Source organism: Nitrospinaceae bacterium, from assembly GCA_018669005.1.
Lineage (GTDB): Bacteria > UBA8248 > UBA8248 > UBA8248 > UBA8248 > UBA8248.
This window is the reverse complement of sequence record JABJAL010000011.1, coordinates 1-19,851: the sequence shown is the minus strand read 5'-3', so window position 1 is coordinate 19,851 and position 19,851 is coordinate 1. Positions and strand designations below refer to the sequence as shown.

Sequence of the window (19,851 nt, the reverse complement as noted above, 5' to 3'; positions counted from 1 at the left end):
TAGGAAACTCTGGTCAAGTCTCTCCATCAAATTAAAGAAAATTTCAGTGAATTCCCCATATACCTAAATCGTCATTCTTATATAAAACAATACAATTCAAATATTTAGCAGATATCGACGAGCCGTGTCGCCCGTCGAAAAAACAGAGTGTATATCTATGAAAATAGACGAAAGAGAGAGAAAAACTGCCCAAAATCCTTAATTTGTATCGATTTCAAGACTAGCAACCGTAAGTGGGGAAGATACCAACGGCCTAACCATAAAAATTCGCCACCCCCGTTTTGAGGAAAACTTATCGGCCGCTGCCTCGGCATCGGCCTTGCGACCGAAGTGCCCCCACATTGCCGCACCCGATCCGCTCATTAATGCCACCCTCGCACCAGACGATAAAAGAGCATCCCGGCACTCCTTCAACGCCGGGTACCTATCGAAAACAACTAGCTCAAGGTCATTTCGAAAATCGAGAATTTTAGAATTTCCTGGGCGTAGACCAATACTAGTCGCTCCCTTCTCTTTTTTCAAATATTTTCGCATCCATTCGTATACCCGAGGAGTTGGTAAAGAAAAAGAGGGTTTGATCAGCAATATCCATCCCGTGCGAAGCGGCGCGCGCCTCGAGACTAACTCCCCTCGGCCCCGACACAGGGAGGCGACCCCGGAAAGAAACAAAGGAACATCCGAGCCGACACCCGCCGCTATGCGCGAAAGAGTCGAGGGTGAAAATTTGAGAGCCCAGAGGCGGTTAAGGGCCCACAACACAGCTGCGGCGTTACCACTTCCTCCCCCGAGTCCAGCGCCGGAAGGAATATTTTTTTTTAAATAAATCGAAGCGCCTAGCCTGGCGATCCCGGCAGCCTCTCTTAGTGCGACAGCGGCCTGATAGGCTAGATTTTTCTTCCCTGACGGCACATCACCACGATCAGCGCTCACCCGAATTGCACCCGAAGCCGGCCTAATGCGGATATTATCGAAGAGCGAAACCTGCTGCACCCGGGTTTCAATCTCATGAAAACCATCCGGTCGGGAACCAAGTACCCTGAGGGAAAGATTAATTTTGGCTGGAGAATTGAGACGAATTTCACGCGCACGATCAAAATCACTCATCGCCCACGCCCCTTTGAGAGTGGCGCCACGAGAGCGCCCACCGGAATCTCAAGCTGAAACAAATCGTCCGGCAGAGTCTCCCCCAATGAAGGATTTTCATCATTCAAATGTATTCGGACCCGACGACCACGACGAGAGTCCCTGAGTTCCACCCAAAGAGGTCGAACATATTTTCCTGTGCGCCGAAAATCCCCATAGCGTATTTCAAGTTCTGCGCCTCTTTCTCCGAGTAATACACGGTCGGGCATAAAATTCTTTCGACCCAGGTGGGCCACCTGCCGGCGGTCAAGACCCGCCCCCGGAGGCAATTCAAGGCGAACAGCACCACCTTCCTCATCACGCCCCACCCGAGCGGCCCCCACCTCGCCACCCAAATATGGCAATGCACCCTGAAGAATTCGAATCATCAAACTTGGCGTGATAGGAAGTCCCAACCATTTCGCCATCGTCTCGCTATTTGCCCGCCCTTCATAATATCTTCCGCGCGCAACTGAAAATGCACGAAGCTCTCCCTTTGCCGCCACAATGACAAACATGGGAGCACCGAACGGCGAGAGAAACTCCATGCGTAGTGAAGCAGGTTGCTTCCACAAAAGGACTGCCTTGCCAGCGTAGGTGTCGCCCTCTCCACCCATTAAGTCTTGAAGCGGAGAAAAAGAACTTTCCTCACTAGTCGAGTCAACTTCCACGAAAACAAGAGAACGAGACGACGAGGGAAATTTACGTGAACGCAAATGAGTGTCGATTTCGGCGGCAAGAGGAAGCCTGACGGGCGCATCTGAACCCTTATAAGCGCAGCCCGCCAATACGAGGAGCAAAACCACAACGGCATAAAATCTCAAGAGATTCAATCGACCTACAATTTTTTAGGGACGGGCGTCAGACTTCCACCATGCTTGAGAATTTTTTCAACCACTTTTTTTTCTTTTGGATTCGTCTTATTTGATTTCTGCCAGTATTCAAGCGCCTTTGGTACATTCTTTAGTGCAAAATAGACATCACCTAAATGCTCTAAGATAACAGCATCTAAGGGCATTTGATTCGCCGCATGTTGAATTTTTTTAAGCGCCAGATCAAATTTCCCCATGCGATAGTAAATCCAACCGAGGCTATCGAGAAAAGCCGCGTTGTTGGGTTCTATCTCCAGCGCACGGTTCAACAACTTCTCTGCCTCGTCAATATTACGATTCAACTCTGAGAACATAAAGCCCAACAAGTTCAGCGCATTAGCATGTTTAGGCTGAATCTTGAGGACCGCCCGCACAGACTTCTCTACATCATCCCATTGATGTGTTTCATAGTATGCGACCGCCAAATTAAACAGATAACTCGATCGCTTGGGGTTGATGCGAACGGCGGACTGGTAGAAGGGAATAGCTTCGTCGTAGCGTTTTTGCTGAGCCAGAAAGGCGCCGCGTATAAACGAAAGGCGGTCATTCTCTTCATGGCTCTTGGCCGCTTTGTCTAGAACAGAATAAACCTCCGCCCAATCCTTCCGCTTCCCGTAGAGTCTCGCCAGTTGGATATACGCCTCAAGATACCTGGCCTTATCCTTACTGGCCTTTTTTTGCCGAGAAAGAATCCGCTTCAACTCCTCCTCGGCCCGGGTCAGTTGGTTGAGTTCCTCGTATATCGCGGCCACATACCGGCGAACTACATCGTCCTCGGGATTTCGTGCGAGCACAAATTGAAATTCTTGAAGCGCCTTCTGAAAATTTCTTCTATCAAAATGGAGGAAACCAAGTGTGCGATGAACTTCTCTGTTGCCCGGCTCATCCTTGGCTAGGTGCTCATATTCTTTAAGGGCCTCCTTTAGATTGTCCTTGCGAATATACACCTGCCCAAGCCTTGCCCTCGCAAATCGGTTCTTGGGGTCGATGCCTAATATACGCTTATAGGTCTCCTCGGCTTTTTCGAAATTCCCCCGATGCTCGGCAATACGGGCGAGAAACAATAACGCCTGGGTATTCCGGGGACGCCGCTCAAGGAGGAACTTAAGATCTTTTTCGGTCTGCTCGAACTTCTTAAGTTGAAAATTAGCCTGCGCCCTATACAAACGACTGAGAATATCGCTTGGATTCAGTTCAATGAGCTTCGAGAACGCCCGAACAGCATCCTTGAAGCGCTTCAACTCAATATAGGACGTCCCGAGAAGTAAACGCGCCTCGCGCTCATCGGGGGCTATTTCTAGAAGCCTTTCGTAAACGTCCACCGCGCTCTTGAGCCTTCCTCGAGCCGTATAGATGCCGCCTAGAAGGAAAAAGGCCTGTTTATTCGTCGGATCAAGGGACGCCGCACGGCGTACCAGCTTCTCCGCCCTCTTCAGCTTTCCCTGACGAATAAGAATTGATGCAAGACGCGTTAACAAGTGTGGGGAATTGGGATCCTTTTCCAATGAACGAGAATAAATTTTTCCCGCATCCTCAAGCTTTCCGTCAAGCTCTTTGAGGTAGCCGTCAATATAGTAATAGTAAGACTCGGCAGTCCCAGCGCTTTTTCTTGGGACATCTACCTCTAACTCCACCTTGGTTTCAGGTGTTGCGCAGGCAGCAAGAGCCGTCACCAACACAAAAAACGAGACGAGGCGGAGAGTAATTTTTCTCATTCCGGTCCGTTCCCTTCCGAATGCTCGTTCAACACATCCTCCGAAACACGCCGCCTAGCCCGCGTCATCAGCTTTTCAATGCCCTCACGAAGCTCGGGGTCGTTAAATTCTTCCATCACCGCCCTCGATGCAATTTCATCATCCGCGGAAATTTCAGCCTCCGTGGGCACCGACCTAGTAGCGTATCCTGAATGAGAGCTGCGATCTATACCGTCACCATCTGGCTTTCCGCTCCCTGCGACAAATATTATTTCCTTTATCGCATCATCCATCGAATCGTTAAGTTTAAATAGAATATCGGCTTTCATCAGGTGTAACTCCTGCAACCAAGCTGAAGAGGAGACTTCCACTCTCAGGCACCCACTACTGAGTGAAACGGGATGTGCCACTTTAGCCACCGCCTCTCCCACCACTTCATCCCAAATGCGAAAAACAAAATGCCCCGAAAGCTTCCGGCCCCATTTTTCAGAGCGCCGCAACTCGGACAAAATACCTGAAAGTCCCTTCGGTTGGCGCCATTTATTAGAGGGATTCATTCTCAATCCCTCCCCGATGCCTTTGTAAGTACATCAGCCACTTCAATTGAACCATCGAGATGAGTTGAAATCGTCGCCATCGCCTTCTCAACGATTCGTACACTTGACTCCTTAGTGTTCTCAATCGCCAGCTCATCGCCGAGTTCCAACGGCGGCCCGAACACCACTTCAATTTCAGCACCCCGACGAGGAAACTTCTTACCCACCGGAACAATACCATTCGTCCCTTTAATCCCAACCGGAATTACAGTGGGTCTGGCCGCCCGAATAAACCTTCCCACCATCCGGTTTCCCGGCCCCAATTTTCCGTCAAGACTTCGCGTCCCCTCGGGAAAAATAAGCACCTTGTCGTTTCGGATAAATTCCTCAATTGTACGAATCGCGCCCAAATCGGCCTTACCCCTTTTTATGGGAAAGGCCCTCAGCTTGCTAAGCCACCAACCGATCAAGGGGATTTCCAAGAGCTCCTCTTTCGCGATAATGTAAATCCTGTCCTGCGGGAATTTCCCATAAATGACCCAAGGGAGGAAGAAGACATCGAGCGCCGAGATGTGATTGGCCAGAAAAAGCACTCCACCTCCTGAGGGAATATGCTCTTTCCCCACCACCCGCACACGACCAACCCAGCGCAGAAACAGCGTCACCGTATAATAGGTCAATAAAATCACCATCCGCTCGACAAAAGGGCCTGGGCCACCCATTTTTCTTCCTTTTACTTGGGGCTCTACGCACGTTCATCTTTCTCAACACTTTAGGCCACCCCGAGATTTCCTTATTCAAGGGCAAGCCACCAACCTGATCATTATACAACCACATTCCTTTAGGCACACACTCTTTTACTCTTACTTTAGGCCTAATTGGAGGGAGATTGCCTTGCTCCAGGCTTAGGGCAATGCCATAATCCACGGGCTCGCCCTATCAACTCATTTTGTGCTTTTCTGCCCACCGGAGTGTTTTGTGGTACCGCTGAATCCTCTGATTTTCCGTGAATACGATATACGCGGCATTGTTGATACGGACCTTTCCCCGGAAATTGTCAAAATTATTGGGCAAAGCCTCGGCACCCACCTCAGTGGCAAACAGGGACCCAAAATTGCCATCAGCTGTGACAATCGCCTCTCGTCACCATGCTATTACGAGGCCCTTCGAGAGGGCCTGTGCGCCTCTGGTTGCCATGTCGTAGGCGTGGGCATGGGTCCCACTCCCTGCCTATCGTTCGCAACACACCACCTCGATGTCGCCGGCGGCATTCAGATTACAGGAAGCCACAATCCGCCCGAATTTAATGGCTTTAAAATAACGCGCGGCAACGAATCAATTCACGGTGATGAAATACAGGAAATACGACGAATCATCGAAGAGGGTCGTCTTCACACCGCTGAGTCGCCTGGCACATTCTCCGAGCAAAACATTCACGCCGAATACATCGACCGCGTAGCGAAAGATCTTACCCTCCAGAGGCCAGTCAAGATGGTGCTTGACGCTGGGAACGGCGTCGCAGGGCCCATAGCCGGAGACGCTCTTCGCGCCATCGGAGCCGAAGTCGTCGAGCTATACTGCGAGCCCGACGGCACATACCCCAACCACCATCCCGACCCAACAATTCCGAAAAATCTCGAAATGCTAATCGCCACAGTAAGGAAAACAGGGGCGGAAGTTGGCATCGCACTCGACGGCGATGGAGATCGAATCGGCGCCGTCGATTCAAATGGCCGCATCATATGGGGCGATGAATTACTAATCCTTTACTCTGAGCCCATTTTGGCGCGTCGACCCGGGGAGGCAATCGTATTTGACGTAAAATGCTCCTCCCGCCTCGCCGACGCGATCAAATCTATGGGTGGTCGCCCCGTGATGTCGCCTACCGGCCACTCCTTGGTCCGTGCGAATCTCGTCAAAGAAAAAGCACCGCTTGCCGGCGAGCTTTCGGGCCACATTTTTTTCTCGGACGGCTATCTCGGCTACGACGACGCCATATACGCGGCGGGCCGACTTCTCCACCTTGTGGCATCCGGCAATCAAACACTCGCCGAAAGAATGGCTCATATACCTGCATCGATTTCAACTCCTGAGCTTCGGATTGAATGCACGGATAAAGAAAAATTCGAAATTGTCGATACGCTTCGCGCGCACTTTCGATCCAGATACGAGACCATCGAAGTAGACGGTGCCCGAATCATTTTTGAGAAAGGCTGGGGACTCGTTCGTGCCTCGAACACACAACCCGTCATCGTCTGCCGCTTCGAGGCCGAGGACCATGCCTCCCTCGACGCATACAGGCAAGAGGTTTTCGAGCAACTCGGGCGTTTTCCTTCGGTGAAACTACCAAATGAATAACATCAGACGGCTCTACGACTGGGTACTCGGCTGGGCGGATTCGCGCTATGCGACGCCAGCGCTAGCGACCCTTTCGTTCACCGAGTCGTTTTTCTTCCCGCTTCCCCCTGACCCGCTCCTCATGGCGCTTTCTCTCTCAAAACCAAAGCGGGCGTATTTTTTTGCAACCATATGCTCGGCGGCCTCGGTCGTGGGCGGCGTGGCCGGCTACTACATCGGCCTTACTCTGTTCGATGTAATTGGAAAACCAATACTCGATTTCTACGGGGCGATGGATAAATACCTCCTCGTCCAGACCTACTTTCGCACCTACGACGCCTGGGCTGTCGGCGTCGCTGGTTTCACACCGATTCCTTACAAAGTATTCACCATATCGGCCGGGGCTTTCCGTATCAGTTTTTTAGTGTTCGTTCTAGCCTCGGTGGTCAGCCGATCGGCCCGTTTTTTTATCGTAGCCGGACTAATCAAACATTTCGGAGGGCCCATCCGAAGCTTCATCGATCACTATTTCAATATACTAACTTTTGTTTTCATTGCCCTACTAACGGGCGGTTTCCTACTCCTTAAACTGGTGAAATAGCGATGCCAAAGACACCCCCAATCTGGGCCGTCATCATGGCTGGCGGAAGCGGAACGCGCTTCTGGCCCGAGAGCCGCGCCGGGCGCCCGAAACAATTCTTGCCGCCAGGCGGACTTCCGCCCGGAAAAAAGTCAGAAAAAAAGACAGCCGCATCTCTGCTGGCGCAATCGGCTAATCGTATGAATGGCCTTGTGCCGCCCGAGCGCATTCTCATCATCGGATCGGTGGCACATCGCCGCCTTATCGCTGAAACGGTCCCCGACATTCCTCGGCGAAATGTCATTCTTGAGCCCGAGGGACGAAACACTGCTCCCTGCCTTTGCCTCGCGGCACATATCATCGAGGGGCGCGAGCCCGGCGCAGTGATGGCCGCTTTCCCTGCCGATCACCACATTGCCCGGCCCGGAACCTTGAGACGGCTTATACGGGCGGCGGCCCGCCTCGCAGGGGAGCGCGATGCAGTCGTCACCCTCGGCATTAAGCCCACCGGCCCCGAAACCGGCTACGGTTATATCGAACGAGGGAAAAAACTACCGGTACCCGGAAAAACAGAGGCCTACGGCGTCCGCCGCTTCACGGAGAAACCTACCCTTGCCCGGGCCAGGAAATTTGTTTCATCTGGTCACTTTTACTGGAACGGCGGAATTTTCATCTGGCGTGCCGAACGGGCCATTGAGGAGATCGGGCGCCGCCTACCGGAAACTTCTCGCCACATAGAGCGAGCCGCCCGGGCCCTAAACAAAAGAAAAGCTGCGGAGTTCGCCCGCGCCTTCAAGGCGGCCGAATCGATTAGCATCGACTATGCCGTGATGGAAAAATTACGCGATATTATCGTCCTGCCCGCCGATATGGGCTGGAATGATGTTGGTAGCTGGGCAGCGCTCCGGGAAGTTTTACCCCTCGATAAGAAGGGGAATCTATGGATGATCCCCGATGAGGGGAACGTTTTGGCCGATGAGACGCGAGGGCTTATTGTTCGCTCGTCTAAACCACTCATCGCAGCACTTGGCGTGGAAAATCTCATCGTGATTGAAACACAAGGCGCCCTTTTACTGTGCCATGCAGACCGCGCACAATCCGTGGGCGATCTTGTTAAACAACTAAAGGCCAAGGGACTCGGGCAACACCTCTAGCCCTGGGGAGCGAACATGAACGAGGCTATCGGATGGGTTGATGCGGTACTGCTGGGCATCCTTCAGGGGGTGACCGAATTTTTGCCTATCAGCAGTTCGGGCCACCTCGTCCTCGGCCAGGCAATCCTTGGATTCGCAAAACCCCAACTTTTGTTCGACATCCTTGTTCACATGGGAACCCTTGTTGCCGTTCTGGCCGTTTACGGAAAGGATGCCTGGCGTATCGTCAAGGCCTGGCTGTTATCCCTCATCGGCAAGAACGAGGATCGCGCCTCCCTGCGCACCGCCTGGCTCATCATCTTTGCCTCGGTCCCCGCCGGAATGGTGGGTATTTTTTTCGACGATTTTATCGAAAGCCTCTTCGCCAGCCCGCGCATGACTTCGCTCGGACTCATCGCCACGGGCACCCTTCTTTTCTTCTCAAAATTCTCCGAAACCGGAGGTAAGAGCGAGGCGGAGATTTCCTGGCTAGACGCCCTCATCATTGGCCTGTTTCAGTCCCTCGCCATCATTCCCGGTATATCGCGCTCAGGCTCGACAATCACCTCGGCCCTCTTTCGTGGTATTGACCGCGAGATGGCCGCCCGCTTCAGCTTCCTGCTCTCGATTCCCGCTATCGGAGGCGCATTCGTCCTCAAGGCGAAACACCTCGCCGACGCCTCACCATCGGACATGATTCCCCTCATCATCGGCACCGTCGCCGCCGCCCTCGCTGGCGTCATTGCGCTACGCTGGCTGCTTCGGCACGTGCAGCGGGGATATTTCAGGGGCTTTGCCTACTACTGTTGGGCGCTGGGGACTTTGGGGATAGTAGGGACATTTATTTTTTAATGAGGTCTACACAACCAACGAAAAAAGCCCCTCCTATTTGACCCAGGAGGGGGCTTTTTTCTCCAAATCGCAGGCTATTTCATGAGCGAGTAGGGACCTGGTATCCAAATCTCGGATAATTGCGACTCGATGAGCTCACCCGTGGCTGGCGAGGGCCAGTTGGGCATCGCCTTTGTCTTTTCACGAATTTCATTGCGCTCGTTCGCATCCTTGTAGGCCCAGACATGAATCCACTGATTAAGCTCCCCCGACTCGGTCATGAACACGGCCGAGAGCGGCGAGAGTTCCTCACGGGCAGCGATGTTTGGGGTCCACTTTTCTGCCATCTCGCCCAGCTTGCCTGGAAACAGCGTATAGGTTCTGAATTCATAGACGCTTCCGTATTCGCCGAGGCGGGGCTCGGGCCGAAAGGCGGGGGTCATCACAATTTTTGTAATTTGTTTCCTGAGAAGATGACCTGTCGGGGGCGGCCACCACTCGTGCTCGGCAACGGCCCGTCGGGTCTCCTCACGGTGGGCCGCATTCTCGTACTCCCAGATATGCATAATGCGGTTGAGCTGGCCAAAATCAGCATGGAACATACCCACCATACGGGTGATGGCCTGGCGACGCTCAAAGATTTCGCCAAATTTGTCGTAATACTCGGGAACCCCTCTCGGGGGAACGGTGTAGGTACGAATCTCGTAGATCATCGAAAATCTCCTTTAAATAAATCGGCATAAAACCACAAATCGCCCGGGGAGGTGGCGGCTCGCGCCCGGACAAATGTCCGCCCTCCCCGTAAAAAAAATTATTAATGTGCACGCCTAAGAATAGCGAAACTGAGGAGCCCGCGCCAGAGGTAATACAAAACGCCCCCGGCCTTTACATTAAAGACCGAGGGCTAGTTGATAACGATCTTGCTCTAAGCTACTCAAACACCCCGCTCTATTTCATGAGCGAGTAGGGGCCCGGCACCCAAATCTCAGAGTTCTGCTTGAGGAGGAAGGGCCTTGAGCCGGGAGGCCAGTTGGGCAGCTCGCGGCTTTTATCGCGCATCTCGGTGCGATGATTCATGTCCTTATAGGCCCACATGTGAATCCATTCGTTAAGCGGCCCGGATTCGGTCATAAACAGGGCAGCGAGCGGGGAGAGTTCCTCACGAGGCGGCAGATTCTCGGTCCATTTTTCAATTACGTTGGGAATCTTTCCCGGTATGACGGAGTAGGTGCGCACCTCATAGACGCTTCCGTACTCGCCGAGACGAGGCTCTGGACGAAACGGCGGCGTGGTCACGATCTTGGTGGTCTGGTTCTCAAGCAGATGGCCGATGGGGGGCGGCCACCACTCGTGCTTAGAGGTTTCGGCGCGAATTTGGGCCCGCTGGCCGTGGTCCTCGTACTCCCAAATGTGCATAATCTTGTTCAGGTCGCCGACATCAGTATGGAAGATTCCGATCATTCGAGAGAGCTTCTGTCGATCCTCAAAAGACTCGTGGAATTTTTCGTAATACTCCTGCGTGGTGCCCGGTTTAATCGTATAAATCCGCAACTCGTAGATCATCGAATTCTCCTTTTCAAAAAATGAACTTCTGTGTCGGACAACCCGCCATCCGTCGGCGGGAGATGCGCCTTAACAATTAACTACTCGCCCAGATACGCCTCTCGGACCTCGGGAGAGTTGCGCAAGACCTCGGGCCGATCACTCATGACAATGCGCCCACCCTCCATGACATAACCCCAATCGGCGAAACCAAGGGCAATGTGCGCATTCTGCTCGACGAGGAAAATGCCGGTTCCCTCTTCCCTAATTTTTCCCAATACCTCGAAAATTGTCTCGACAATCTTAGGTGCCAGACCAAGCGAGGGCTCATCAAGTAGAAGGAGCCTTGGCCGCGCCATGAGTGCCCGGCCAATGGCGAGCATCTGCTGCTCCCCGCCAGAGAGCGTGCCCCCCCGTTGGCGGCGGCGCTCAAAAAGAATTGGGAACAGGGAATATACATGATCCAGGTCCCGGCTCACCTCCTCAGCGTCATTCCGAAGAAAAGCGCCCATCTCAAGATTTTCGAGCACCGAGAGTGTCTGGAATATACGTCTCCCCTCGGGCACCTGGCATATACCTCGCTGGACAATGTGCTCAGGCTTGAGGGCATGTATTGGCTCTCCTTCAAAGCGGATAGCGCCTCGCGACACAGGATTCACCGCACTGATCGACATCAGAGTCGTAGATTTTCCCGCCCCATTACTTCCGATCAGGCAAGCAACCTTGCCCGGCCTGACTTCAAAGGACACCCCCTGAAGCGCATGAATCTGCCCGTAGTAGAAATGAATGTCATCCACTTCAAGCATACGAAGCCCCCAGATAAGCTTCGAGAACCCTGGGGTCCCGCCTAACGTCTGCCGGATCCCCTTGGAAAATCTTTTCGCCATGATCGATGACGACGATGCGGTCCGAGATGCCCATGACGACCTTCATATCATGCTCTATTAAAAGCACAGTCACCCCGCGCGCTCTGATGGCGAGCATCAATTCGTTCAGTTCGCTCTTCTCACGGGGATTCATCCCGGCGGCGGGCTCATCGAGAAGAATAAGCTGGGGCTCGCTCGCCAAGGCCCGGGCGATTTCGAGACGACGCTGGTCCCCATAGGAAAGCGCTCCGGCACGATCTGTGGCGTGAGACGCGATGCCTGCAAAAGACAAAAGCGCCAAAGCAAATTCAACAGCTGATCGCTCTTCCTCAATAGCGCCAGGAGTCCTCAGAACGGCGCCAACAGGCCCCGTTTTCAACTTGCTGTGCCGACCTACCAGCACATTTTCCATAACGCTCATTCCGCGGAACAACCGGATGTTTTGAAAGGTCCGCGTGATACCGCACCGCACAACAGCATCCGGTTTAAGGCCGACGAGACTTTCGCCGTGCAGTCGGACATCCCCTTCGGTTGGGGGAGACATGCCTGTGATCACGTTAAAAGCGGTTGTTTTTCCTGCGCCATTTGGTCCGATTAGACTCAAAATTTCGCCTTCGTTCACTTCAAAATCAAGAGATTCGAGCGCCATCACACCCCCGAAGCGCTTAGTGAGCCCAGCGCATTCCAAAAGCCGTACGCCGCTCATGCGCCACCCTCCTCGCGAGCCGCATCGGGTAGCCGGGCCTTATCAACAGAAAGACGCTGGCCACTCATCTTGATAAATCCCTGGGGCCGAAGAACCATCATGAGAACCATTGACCCACCGAGAATCATAGGGCGATAGAGGGTCAAATCGCGTAGCGCCTCGGGCAGCACCGTGAGCACCAGCGCCCCGAGTATGACGCCCGGAATACTGCCCATACCGCCGAGCACCACCATGCAGAGGATAATCACCGATTCGAAGAAATTAAAACTCTCGGGCGATACGAATGTCTGCTTGGCGGCGAACACGACTCCCGCCACACCTGCCCAAGTGGCACCAAAGGCGAAGGCGGTCAGCTTGGTATAGGTAATGTTAATGCCCATGCACTCGGCCGCCGTCTCATCTTCACGAAGGGCCGCCCAGGCACGGCCAAGGCGGCTACGGTTCAGACGACCAACGACGAACAACGTAATAAAGCAGAGCACAACAACGAGGTAGAAAAAATGCATCGGTTGATAAAGTTTATGAGTCCCAATGAAGGGGCGACCTATATTGAGGATGCCGTTCGGCCCATTGGTCAAGCCGTCCCAGTTGTTGAGTACGAGACGGATGATTTCGCCAAAACCGAGCGTCACGATGGCAAGGTAATCGCCTCTGAGCCGAAGCACCGGTATGCCGAGAAGAATTCCAAAAATCATTGACAGGGCACCGCCCGCAAAAAGTGCAGGCCAAAAAGACAATCCAATCCATGCGTTCAAGAGTGCATATGTATATGCACCCACAGCATAAAAAGCGACATAACCCAAGTCGAGCAAACCGGCAAAACCCACGACAACGTTAAGCCCGAGGGCGAGCATAACGTAAATACCCGTGACGACAAGAACATCCGTTGAATATCGATCAAGCATCCATGGAAGCAGCAAAAGGCCGAGGAGGAAAAAAGGCGCGAATTTTTTGTTGCGTATCGTCTCCTCGAAGCGCTCCCAAAATCGTGCGGCCCCTCTTTGAAGACGGGCGGCTCGCTCTGCTATGGGTCCTGCCTTCAAGGCGGCCCGCAAGATATGTACGATCAAGACACATATCGCACAGGCAATTCCAATACCAATGGCTCCCCGGGGCCCAGAAAGGGGAAGCGCCAGAAAAGCGAACCAGAGACCGACAAGGGGAACCGATGCCATACGCATGCCGCGCTACCCCCTATCCGTATTTTCCGAAGCGCCGAGAAGACCCTCGGGCCGGAAGATGAGAACGACGACCAGCACGGCGAAGGCGAATACATCTTTATAGATGGCCGAAACATAGCCCGCCCAAAAGCTCTCAAGCATAGCGAGTAAAAATCCACCCAGAAGCGCCCCTGGCACACTGCCAATACCGCCAAGTACAGCCGCCGTGAATGCCTTCATCCCTGTAATGAAACCGCTGTAGTGATTAACAAGACCGTAGTACATGCCCACCATCACCCCGGCGATGGCGGCAAGAGCCGAGCCGATGGCAAAGGTGGCGGCGATGACCCGATTAACGTCCACACCAACGAGGGAGGCCATGGTGCGGTCCTGGGCGGTCGCCCGCATGGCCCGACCTAGTTTCGTTTTCTGGATGAACAACTGTAACGCGGCCATGATGCCTAACGCCGTCAAGAGAATAAAGATTTGCAGGCCGCTGATGTAGGCGCCCCATAGCTCGAAACCGCCCAGCGCAAGAAGGTTGGGAAACGCCTTGTCCCGGGCCCCCTGTGCAACTTGAACGTAGTTTTGAAGAAAAATACTCATGCCAATGGCGCTAATAAGTGGAGAGAGCCGAGGCGCGTTTCGAAGTGGCCGATAGGCGACTCGCTCCATGGTAACGCCATAGGCGGCACAATAAATCATAGGAATAAAAAAAACGAGAACAATGGTAAGAGCGACGGAAAATTGGGTAATACCCATCGAGCCTAGAACGGAGAGAGTCGCAATGCCAATGTAGGCGCCAATCATGTAGATTTCGCCGTGGGCAAAATTAATGAGCTTGAGAATTCCGTAGACTAGCGTATAGCCCAGCGCAACCAAGGCGTAGACGGCACCAACGACAACGCCATTGACAAGCTGCTGCGTAAACATGCGGCACCTTTCTTGAAGTCACAAAAAAAGGAGACTTTTCAGTCTCCCCTTTTTGTTTATGAATTCATACCTCGTGCCTTCTTAATCGATCTGTACAAACTTACTCCCCCGCACTTGCCAAAAGACATATGGACTCTCAAGCACGTCGCCCTTTTTGTTGAACTGAATCTTACCCAGCGCCGTACTCCACACCTTGCTCCGCATGTACTTCGCCATCTTCGCGCCCTTGGTTGAACCCGTCTCGGCGATAGAGGAGAGAATCATGTTGGCCGCCACGTAGCTGTATATCGTGTAGGCGCCGACCTCTTTTCCGAATCGCTCACGGTGTTTTTTGATAATACCTTTAGCGGCGGGAATCTTGGCCTGATCGGGCGTGAAGGTGAGATAACTGCCCTCGGCGGATTTTCCGGCAATCTTGTAGAACTCATCGACAAACACACCGTCTCCCGAGACGAAATCAGCCTTAATGCCAAGGTGCTCGCGCATCTGCTTGACCAAAAGAATAGCCTCGGGGTGAATACCTCCGAAGAAAACGACTTCGGGATTTTTCTGTTTCATCGCTGTGAGCACGGGCGAGAAATCTTTGTCGCCCTGAATAATTCCGCTGTAGAAAACCGGCTTGACTCCCTTGGCCTCAAGAAAACGTTTTGTCTCGTTTGCAAGACCCTGCCCATAGGTCGTCTTATCGTGGAGAATGGCCACTCGTGTTTTTTTGAGTTTGCCCACGATGAAAGCGGCGGCCACCTCTCCTTGCTGATCGTCCCGCCCACAAACACGGAACACGGTATTGAAATTTTGCTCGGTCAGCTTGGGGTTCGTCGATGCGGGGGTAATCTGAACAACACCGGACTCGGCATATACCGTCGAGGCGGGGATGGAGACAGAACTGTTGAAATGGCCGACTACACCCACCACGCCAGAGTTCACAAACTTATGCGCTATGGAAACACCTTCACGGGGGTCGTGCCTGTCATCACCCCAGAGAATTTCCACCTTCATTTTCTTGCCGCCGACCGATACCCCGCCCTTATTGTTCCACTCCGATACGGCGAGGAGCGCCCCGTTTTTCAACATCTCCCCGAATGCAGCCTGATCTCCAGTGAGCGGACCAGCTACACCAATCTTTATCACCGCAGCTCCCGCTCCCGAGGGAAGGGCCAGGAGTGCCATAAACACCATGGAAACAACTATGCGAATTATCGTCCGGTACATTTATGACCTCCATTCAATCCATTTTTTAAGACCGGCTTCGAATCGGAATAGGCTAAATCCGGCCAACACCCGTGAATTGCATTAAGATTCTACAATCAGGCAGAAACATTATCTGCCCAGGAATATCAAAATAATAACATGCGTTTCAACGAAGGCAAGAAAAAACCAGTTCCCCCGAGATGGCAACCATGGCCACTCAGGACGATTTTACCCGTTCGATATACTCTCCTGTTCGGGTGTCGATCTTGAGAATATCGCCCTCGTTCAGAAATAGCGGGACGTTCACCGTAGCGCCCGTCTCTAGTTCAGCAGGTTTCGTGGCCCCGGCCGCCGTGTCACCTTTCAGGCCGGGCTCAGCTACTGCAATAGCCAACTCGACAAATGTTGGGAGATCGACCGAAATTGCGTCACCTTTATAAAACATGATGTCACAAACCGACTCTTCCTTGAGCCATTTGACGCCCTCACCAATACTTTCTTTTGTAAGAGAGGTTTGGTCGTAGTCCGAGGTGTCCATGAAAACAAACATGTCTCCGTCCCGGTAGAGGTATTGCATCTCTTTTTGGTCGATATCGGCGGCTTCCACCGACTCGCCGGAGCGAAAAGTTTTCTCGATGACGCGTCCTGACCTGAGGTTCTTGAGCTTCGTTCGAACAAAGGCACCCCCCTTGCCCGGTTTGACGTGCTGAAATTCAACCATGATAAACGGTGTGCCATCCATCTCGATTTTGAGACCGTTTCTAAAATCGCTTGTCGAAGGCATAAGCCATCAATCTCCTTGCGTATAATACGCTATAAAACAACCAGGTCCTTTGTAATGGCTCTTGTAAGAACTTCCTTGCCCCTCTCCGTGACAAGCACCATATCCTCGATGCGAACGCCGCTCCAGCCCGGCAGATAGATGCCCGGCTCAATTGTAACCATCATACCCGGCTTGAGGCGCTCCTCGACACCCGGCCCAAGACGAGGGCCCTCATGAATGTCCAGCCCCACTCCGTGTCCCGTACCGTGCCCAAAAAACTTACCAAAACCCTCTTCCCGAATTACGCGCCTAGCAGCCTCATCCACATCACCGCATTTCACATTCGGACCAACGGTATCCACCGCCGCCATTTGCGCCTTGAGAACAATATCGTAGATTCTCTGGGCTTTCTTCGATGGTTCTCCAAGCGAAAAAACTCGGGTTGTATCCGCGTGGTAGCCTTCCACCACGGCCCCGTAGTCTATAGTAATCAAATCTCCTCGACGCAAAGATCGGCTCGAGGCGACCCCGTGCGGAAGCGCCCCCCGCGTCCCCGAGGCCACGATAAAATCAAAGGCCGGACCACTAGCCCCTCGCTCTCGCATAGCCACCTCGAGCGCTAGAGAGACTTCTAGTTCTGTAACGCCGGGGCCCATCATCAACGCAGCCTCCGAGAGCGCCTCTTTATTCAGCTTCGCTCCCCGACGGAGGAGACGCACTTCTTTTTTATCTTTCAGGAGCCTCAACCCCTCCACAAGACCTTGGACAGGCACTAGCCGAACGCCTCGAACCTCTTTCTTGAGCCGGCTATATAAATTGTAGGTAAGAGCCGATTCCTCAAACCCAAGGGTTTTCACCCTGCTCTTTTTCGCCTCGGCAGCAATTCCAATGATCGGGTGATTATGCTCAGAAAATTTAAATGCCTTATCTACCTGGCGGGAAACCTGGGAGCGGTATCTGAAATCGGTGATAAACACCGCCGAGCGCTCTGTCACGAAACATCCACCGGCAGTTCCAGTAAAGCCTGTCAGATAGCGGAGATTCCGAAGATCAGTCACCGCAAGAGCTGAGACGCCCTCCCTCCGCATTTTTCGCCGTAGGGCCTTAAGACGCTCGCTCATCTCGCCTCGCTCGGTGGAAACTCTTCTCCCTTTACATTTTTGTCGATAGCCGCTCGTAGTGCCGAGAGATAACCATAGTTGCCAAGTCCAATGAACGAGCCCGCCGATACGGGGCCGATCATCGAAAGATGACGAAATTCCTCGCGGGTGAGTACGTTCGAGATGTGCACCTCGTAAACAGGAAGGTCGAGGCCACCGATGGCGTCCCTAAGCACAACACTCGTATGGGTATATCCACCCGGATTAAAAATGCATGCAGCGCACCGTCCAGCGGGAGGCTTCCCCTGCTCAGGGGCCAATGCGCCCCCGGCGCGCTGGAGTGCGTCCACTAATTCACCCTCGACATTAGACTGGAAACAATCAAGTTCCACCCCTTCGGCGCGTGCAACAACCGCGAGCGAGGCTTCAAGATCAGCTAGCGTTGTATCGCCGTAAATTTCGGGCTCCCTTGTTCCCAGGAGATTCAAATTCGCGCCGTTCAACAATAAAATTCGCAACTCGTCACCTTCCATATAGCAAGAATCGACCTTAAGAATGGGGATGGTAGGCCAGTGGTGGCCGAATCGTCAACGAGAGAGCGGGGGCCAGGAATGCAGCCACCGGGGACGATGGAATTACCGCCGAGCAAGCGCCAGCGCCGCCCGCCACCGAGAGGCCGGAACCTCTTGTCCCGTGCTCACACCACCAATTTTATCCATGAGAACGAACTTTGGAAGACCTTTCCTTGTTTTCTTATCACGGGCCAAGGCAGCCCTAAGCACCCGCGTCTCGGGGGGCTTTTTCATGCCCGTGGGTAGCCCAAAACGCTCAATGAGAGCTATCAGGCGCTCAACATCATCTTCACGACAACGCCCGGCGGCCAAGGACAGCCGCACCGCCGCCGACATTCCAATGGCCACGGCCTCTCCATGAAAAAGACTGTCCGAGTAGCCAGCCATCAACTCAACGGCATGGCCAAGGGTGTGACCAAAATTCAAGGTTTCACGGAGGCCCGACTCACGCTCGTCGGCCTCGACAACGCGTGCCTTGAGGCGGCAATTCACGGCCACAACATGCGCCATCACCGCCACCTCGCGCCTGAGCACCCGAGCGGCATTTTTCTCAAGAAAACTAAAGAGCCGAGGATCACCTATCGCAGCATGCTTAACGACCTCGGCAAGGCCTGCGCGATAGTGTCGCTCGGGGAGTGACCTGAAGGCACCCAATTCTGCGAACACAGCAGCCGGCTGATAAAACGCACCAATAAGATTTTTCCCCGCCTTGTGGTCAACGGCGGTTTTCCCACCAACGGCACTATCCACCTGGGCCAGCAGCGTCGTTGGAACCTGGATATATGGCAGCCCCCTGAGATATGTTGCCGCCGCGAAACCGGCGAGGTCGCCAACCACCCCGCCCCCCAGAGCAACAACACCGCAGCCCCTCTCAATTTTCAGTGCAGCGAGCCGGTCAAATATTTTCGACAGTTGGACAAGCGACTTACTCCGCTCACCCGGAGGCACAGCATAAAGTGCGGCATCGCATCCGGCTTGCTTGAGCGATTCAAGCACCCTCTCACCCAGCAAAGGGCCCACATTTTTATCTGTGACAACTAGCGCGCGACCACCTGGAAAATATTTTTTTGCTGCACTTCCCAGATTATTGAGCGCACCGCGACCGATTGTGATCGTATAGCTGCGATCCCCAAAATTTACCCGTACGTTTTTCATGCCGCAGCCATAGCACGCCAAGCCAACCCCGCCCCAACAGCGGCGATGGGTGACAGCAAGTCAACGAAATCAGGATCAAATGAATTGGAGGGCACATCCACCTTTCGAAAAGGCTCGATTAGTTCGACGGGAATATCGAGAGAAGCAGCCAAATAGCCTGGCAGTCCGTCAAGGTGAACCCCACCACCACTCAGCACCATCCGCCGAACCTGAAACTCTGGATATGCTTGAGCATGCATCTGATAGGTTCGACCAAGTTCACGCGCAAGACGTTCGACCTCAGAGCGAATCGCGTCGGCCACCGCCCGAGGGCTCGGAGATGGTTTTGAGCCCGTTTTAATTCCCTCGGCTTCAAGCCTATTTACTTTTAAATTTTCACCTATTTTTTGCGTAACAGATGCACCACCCAAAGGCACATAGCGAGTCATCAGAGTACGGCTCCCCTGAACAATATGAATCATCGTTTCAGAGGCACCGATATCTACAAGAGCTGTGGGCTCACCGTCCTCATCCATCCCCGAAAGAGCATAAGCACTTTCAATGGCAAGAAAATTCAAATCAACGAGCATGGGCTCAAATTTCAGATGCTTGAAGAGATCGATCGTGTCGGCAATCGCTTTTTTCCTTACGGCGATGATTAGATATTCGTCCATCGTCTCACCGTCCACCTCGACCTTTCTAATTTTTTGACTTCTCAGGCGTGCCTCATCGATGGAAAATGGCAGAATTTGATCCGCCTCGGCCGCCACCGCCTCCTC

The 19,851-nt window shown here is 53.2% G+C and carries 21 protein-coding genes; 4 read left to right on the top strand and 17 right to left on the bottom strand.

What is annotated here, in order from left to right; all coding sequences use genetic code 11:
* Nucleotides 1–198: 198 nt before the first annotated feature.
* From ispE to HOJ95_01025, 5 genes are read right to left on the bottom strand one after another with little or no spacing between them, the layout of a single operon-like run.
* Nucleotides 199–1,104, bottom strand: coding sequence for a 4-(cytidine 5'-diphospho)-2-C-methyl-D-erythritol kinase (ispE, locus tag HOJ95_01045; protein MBT6393266.1), 906 nt, complete (start codon nt 1,102–1,104; stop codon nt 199–201).
* Nucleotides 1,101–1,946: a hypothetical protein gene (locus tag HOJ95_01040; GenBank protein MBT6393265.1), complete on the bottom strand. Its 846-nt coding sequence runs from the start codon at nt 1,944–1,946 to the stop codon at nt 1,101–1,103. The genes ispE and HOJ95_01040 overlap by 4 nt, the downstream gene beginning before the upstream one ends.
* A 14-nt stretch (nt 1,947–1,960) precedes the next feature.
* On the bottom strand, nt 1,961–3,709 hold the full coding sequence (locus tag HOJ95_01035) for a tetratricopeptide repeat protein (protein ID MBT6393264.1): 1,749 nt from the start codon (nt 3,707–3,709) through the stop codon (nt 1,961–1,963).
* Nucleotides 3,706–4,245 carry a DUF721 domain-containing protein gene (locus HOJ95_01030; GenBank protein ID MBT6393263.1) on the bottom strand — a complete coding sequence of 180 codons (540 nt, stop codon included), beginning with the start codon at nt 4,243–4,245 and terminating at the stop codon, nt 3,706–3,708. The genes HOJ95_01035 and HOJ95_01030 overlap by 4 nt, the downstream gene beginning before the upstream one ends.
* A gap of 2 nt (nt 4,246–4,247) precedes the next feature.
* Nucleotides 4,248–4,946, bottom strand: a complete 699-nt coding sequence (locus HOJ95_01025) for a 1-acyl-sn-glycerol-3-phosphate acyltransferase (protein ID MBT6393262.1) — start codon at nt 4,944–4,946, stop codon at nt 4,248–4,250.
* 256 nt (nt 4,947–5,202) lie between these two features.
* Here HOJ95_01025 and HOJ95_01020 point away from each other — a divergent pair, with 256 nt between their 5' ends.
* Genes HOJ95_01020 through HOJ95_01005 form a run of 4 tightly spaced genes read left to right on the top strand, consistent with a single transcriptional unit; the run spans nt 5,203 to nt 9,126 of the window.
* The gene (locus HOJ95_01020; GenBank protein ID MBT6393261.1) at nt 5,203–6,582 is read left to right on the top strand and encodes a phosphomannomutase/phosphoglucomutase; all 1,380 of its coding nucleotides are present in this window, start codon (nt 5,203–5,205) and stop codon (nt 6,580–6,582) included.
* Entirely contained in the window at nt 6,575–7,162 is a 588-nt protein-coding gene (locus tag HOJ95_01015) for a DedA family protein (protein ID MBT6393260.1), read from the top strand. The genes HOJ95_01020 and HOJ95_01015 overlap by 8 nt, the downstream gene beginning before the upstream one ends.
* Before the next feature lie 2 nt (nt 7,163–7,164).
* The gene (locus HOJ95_01010) at nt 7,165–8,295 is read left to right on the top strand and encodes an NTP transferase domain-containing protein (protein ID MBT6393259.1); all 1,131 of its coding nucleotides are present in this window, start codon (nt 7,165–7,167) and stop codon (nt 8,293–8,295) included.
* 27 nt (nt 8,296–8,322) lie between these two features.
* Entirely contained in the window at nt 8,323–9,126 is an 804-nt protein-coding gene (locus HOJ95_01005) for an undecaprenyl-diphosphate phosphatase (GenBank protein ID MBT6393258.1), read from the top strand.
* Between the two features lie 74 nt (nt 9,127–9,200).
* Here the strand turns inward: HOJ95_01005 and HOJ95_01000 are convergent, their stop codons facing one another.
* The 12 genes from HOJ95_01000 to pilM all read right to left on the bottom strand — a co-directional run.
* Nucleotides 9,201–9,818 (bottom strand): NIPSNAP family protein, encoded by a 618-nt coding sequence (locus tag HOJ95_01000; protein MBT6393257.1) that lies wholly within the window; start codon nt 9,816–9,818, stop codon nt 9,201–9,203.
* A 235-nt stretch (nt 9,819–10,053) separates the two neighbouring features.
* Nucleotides 10,054–10,668, bottom strand: a complete 615-nt coding sequence (locus HOJ95_00995; GenBank protein ID MBT6393256.1) for an NIPSNAP family protein — start codon at nt 10,666–10,668, stop codon at nt 10,054–10,056.
* 80 nt (nt 10,669–10,748) lie between these two features.
* Nucleotides 10,749–11,453: an ABC transporter ATP-binding protein gene (locus HOJ95_00990; protein MBT6393255.1), complete on the bottom strand. Its 705-nt coding sequence runs from the start codon at nt 11,451–11,453 to the stop codon at nt 10,749–10,751.
* On the bottom strand, nt 11,446–12,219 hold the full coding sequence (locus tag HOJ95_00985) for an ABC transporter ATP-binding protein (GenBank protein MBT6393254.1): 774 nt from the start codon (nt 12,217–12,219) through the stop codon (nt 11,446–11,448). The genes HOJ95_00990 and HOJ95_00985 overlap by 8 nt, the downstream gene beginning before the upstream one ends.
* Nucleotides 12,216–13,400, bottom strand: a complete 1,185-nt coding sequence (locus HOJ95_00980; GenBank protein MBT6393253.1) for a branched-chain amino acid ABC transporter permease — start codon at nt 13,398–13,400, stop codon at nt 12,216–12,218. The genes HOJ95_00985 and HOJ95_00980 overlap by 4 nt, the downstream gene beginning before the upstream one ends.
* Before the next feature lie 6 nt (nt 13,401–13,406).
* A complete protein-coding gene (locus tag HOJ95_00975; protein MBT6393252.1) occupies nt 13,407–14,312 on the bottom strand; it encodes a branched-chain amino acid ABC transporter permease in 906 nt (301 codons plus the stop codon).
* Nucleotides 14,313–14,393: 81 nt separating this feature from the next.
* On the bottom strand, nt 14,394–15,524 hold the full coding sequence (locus HOJ95_00970; protein MBT6393251.1) for a branched-chain amino acid ABC transporter substrate-binding protein: 1,131 nt from the start codon (nt 15,522–15,524) through the stop codon (nt 14,394–14,396).
* 196 nt (nt 15,525–15,720) lie between these two features.
* Nucleotides 15,721–16,287, bottom strand: coding sequence for an elongation factor P (gene efp / locus HOJ95_00965; protein ID MBT6393250.1), 567 nt, complete (start codon nt 16,285–16,287; stop codon nt 15,721–15,723).
* A gap of 29 nt (nt 16,288–16,316) precedes the next feature.
* On the bottom strand, nt 16,317–17,387 hold the full coding sequence (locus HOJ95_00960) for an aminopeptidase P family protein (GenBank protein MBT6393249.1): 1,071 nt from the start codon (nt 17,385–17,387) through the stop codon (nt 16,317–16,319).
* Nucleotides 17,384–17,884: a 3-dehydroquinate dehydratase gene (locus HOJ95_00955; GenBank protein MBT6393248.1), complete on the bottom strand. Its 501-nt coding sequence runs from the start codon at nt 17,882–17,884 to the stop codon at nt 17,384–17,386. Before HOJ95_00955 ends, HOJ95_00960 begins: the two co-directional genes overlap by 4 nt.
* A 117-nt stretch (nt 17,885–18,001) precedes the next feature.
* Nucleotides 18,002–19,093, bottom strand: a complete 1,092-nt coding sequence (gene aroB / locus HOJ95_00950; GenBank protein MBT6393247.1) for a 3-dehydroquinate synthase — start codon at nt 19,091–19,093, stop codon at nt 18,002–18,004.
* The coding region (gene pilM / locus HOJ95_00945; protein MBT6393246.1) for a pilus assembly protein PilM at nt 19,090–19,851 on the bottom strand (762 nt) is incomplete at its 5' end. The genes aroB and pilM, both read right to left, overlap by 4 nt.

Excerpts from the sequence above, each read along its gene's own strand:
- HOJ95_01000 (MBT6393257.1), bottom strand. The coding sequence starts at position 9,818 with ATGATCTACGAGATTCGTACCTACACCGTTCCCCCGAGAGGGGTTCCC.
- HOJ95_01015 (MBT6393260.1), top strand. The coding sequence starts at position 6,575 with ATGAATAACATCAGACGGCTCTACGACTGGGTACTCGGCTGGGCGGAT.
- HOJ95_01035 (MBT6393264.1), bottom strand. The coding sequence starts at position 3,709 with ATGAGAAAAATTACTCTCCGCCTCGTCTCGTTTTTTGTGTTGGTGACG.
- HOJ95_01025 (MBT6393262.1), bottom strand. The coding sequence starts at position 4,946 with ATGGGTGGCCCAGGCCCTTTTGTCGAGCGGATGGTGATTTTATTGACC.
- HOJ95_01030 (MBT6393263.1), bottom strand. The coding sequence starts at position 4,245 with ATGAATCCCTCTAATAAATGGCGCCAACCGAAGGGACTTTCAGGTATT.
- HOJ95_00980 (MBT6393253.1), bottom strand. The coding sequence starts at position 13,400 with ATGCGTATGGCATCGGTTCCCCTTGTCGGTCTCTGGTTCGCTTTTCTG.
- ispE (MBT6393266.1), bottom strand. The coding sequence starts at position 1,104 with ATGAGTGATTTTGATCGTGCGCGTGAAATTCGTCTCAATTCTCCAGCC.
- aroB (MBT6393247.1), bottom strand. The coding sequence starts at position 19,093 with ATGAAAAACGTACGGGTAAATTTTGGGGATCGCAGCTATACGATCACA.
- efp (MBT6393250.1), bottom strand. The coding sequence starts at position 16,287 with ATGCCTTCGACAAGCGATTTTAGAAACGGTCTCAAAATCGAGATGGAT.
- HOJ95_01010 (MBT6393259.1), top strand. The coding sequence starts at position 7,165 with ATGCCAAAGACACCCCCAATCTGGGCCGTCATCATGGCTGGCGGAAGC.
- HOJ95_00970 (MBT6393251.1), bottom strand. The coding sequence starts at position 15,524 with ATGTACCGGACGATAATTCGCATAGTTGTTTCCATGGTGTTTATGGCA.
- HOJ95_00990 (MBT6393255.1), bottom strand. The coding sequence starts at position 11,453 with ATGCTTGAAGTGGATGACATTCATTTCTACTACGGGCAGATTCATGCG.
- HOJ95_00975 (MBT6393252.1), bottom strand. The coding sequence starts at position 14,312 with ATGTTTACGCAGCAGCTTGTCAATGGCGTTGTCGTTGGTGCCGTCTAC.
- HOJ95_00995 (MBT6393256.1), bottom strand. The coding sequence starts at position 10,668 with ATGATCTACGAGTTGCGGATTTATACGATTAAACCGGGCACCACGCAG.
- HOJ95_00985 (MBT6393254.1), bottom strand. The coding sequence starts at position 12,219 with ATGAGCGGCGTACGGCTTTTGGAATGCGCTGGGCTCACTAAGCGCTTC.
- HOJ95_00960 (MBT6393249.1), bottom strand. The coding sequence starts at position 17,387 with ATGAGCGAGCGTCTTAAGGCCCTACGGCGAAAAATGCGGAGGGAGGGC.